The organism is Micromonospora maritima (assembly GCF_902825405.1).
Lineage (GTDB): Bacteria > Actinomycetota > Actinomycetes > Mycobacteriales > Micromonosporaceae > Micromonospora > Micromonospora maritima.
This window is the reverse complement of sequence record NZ_CADEAU010000855.1, coordinates 1-1,334: the sequence shown is the minus strand read 5'-3', so window position 1 is coordinate 1,334 and position 1,334 is coordinate 1. Positions and strand designations below refer to the sequence as shown.

The window sequence follows — 1,334 nt, the reverse complement described above, 5'->3', positions numbered from 1 at the left end:
CGGTCCGGCGCGGCGACGGGTGACGGCGCGGCCGACGCGGCGGCCGACGCGTGGGTGCCGGGCAGTCCGGCGGTGACGGTGAGCAGGGCGGTCAGGGCGACGAGGGTACGTCGTCGGGCACAGGCCATGGCATTCTCCTCAGAACCTCCTGATCGTTGCGTTTCCGCAGATCAAGTGGAACCTCCCTACAAATAGCGACACATGCGAATTCCGCTCGGCCGGGGGACAATGGTGGGGTGCCCGAAGGCGACACCGTCTGGAACACCGCGCGCGTCCTGCAACGCGCGCTGGCCGGGGCCCGGCTCACCGGGTCCGACTTTCGCGTGCCGCAGCTGGCCGCCACCGACCTGACCGGGTGGACCGTGCGCGAGTCGGCGAGCCGCGGCAAGCACCTGCTGCTGCGGCTCGCCGACATCGACGGCAGCGCGTGGACGCTGCACTCGCACCTGCGGATGGACGGCGCGTGGCGGGCGTACGCGCCGGGCGAACGCTGGGCGGCCCGTCCGGCCCACCTGATCCGGGTGGTGCTCCGCGCCCCCGGCGCGGTGGCGGTCGGCTACCACCTGCACGAGCTGGCGCTCGTCCCGGCCGGCGAGGAGGAATCCCTCGTCGGCCATCTCGGGCCGGACCTGCTCGGTGCGGACTGGGACCCGGACGAGGCGGTCCGCCGGCTGGCCGCGCACCCGGACCTCAGCATCGGCGAGGCGCTGCTCGACCAGCGGAACCTGGCCGGGGTGGGCAACCTCTACAAGTGCGAGGTGCTGTTCCTGCGCGGGGTGTCCCCGTGGACTCCGGTGCGCGCGGTGCCGGACCTGGCCGGCACGGTCACGCTGGCCCAGCGGCTGCTGGCCGCCAACCGGGGGCGCTGGACGCAGAGCACCACGGGCGTCCTGCGCCGGGGCGGGACCAGCTACGTCTACGGCCGCCGGGCCCATCCGTGCCGGCGCTGCGGGACCGCGATCCGTAAGGAGGAGTTGGGCGACCGGGTCACCTACTGGTGTCCGGTGTGCCAACCCGAACGCGAGTGACGTGGAACTTCCACGAACCGTCGAAGATCCCCCGAGATACGGACGATTGGGTACTTCCCTCCCGCACCTTCGGCGTCGCATGCTGCGGTGGACCGCTCACCGATCGTCAGCAGCGCGTACGCCCGCCACGCCGGGGTGACGGCCGGCGCGCCCCGATCCCGGGGAGAGCCATGGTGCTGTTCCGCAGACTCCGGCCCGGCCGGCCGGACCGGGCCGGAGTCGCCGAGGAGATCGCGCCCACCGTCCCGACCGCCCGTGCCGCCGCCCCGGAACCGGCCGGGCCGGCGCCGGCCAGCCTGGACCCGG

At 74.1% G+C, this 1,334-nt stretch carries 1 protein-coding gene; it reads left to right on the top strand.

Annotated elements, in window-relative coordinates:
* The first annotated feature begins 236 nt into the window (after positions 1-236).
* A complete protein-coding gene (locus HUW36_RS33005; protein WP_174531600.1) occupies positions 237-1,028 on the top strand; it encodes an Fpg/Nei family DNA glycosylase in 792 nt (263 codons plus the stop codon).
* The last annotated feature ends 306 nt before the right edge of the window (positions 1,029-1,334 follow it).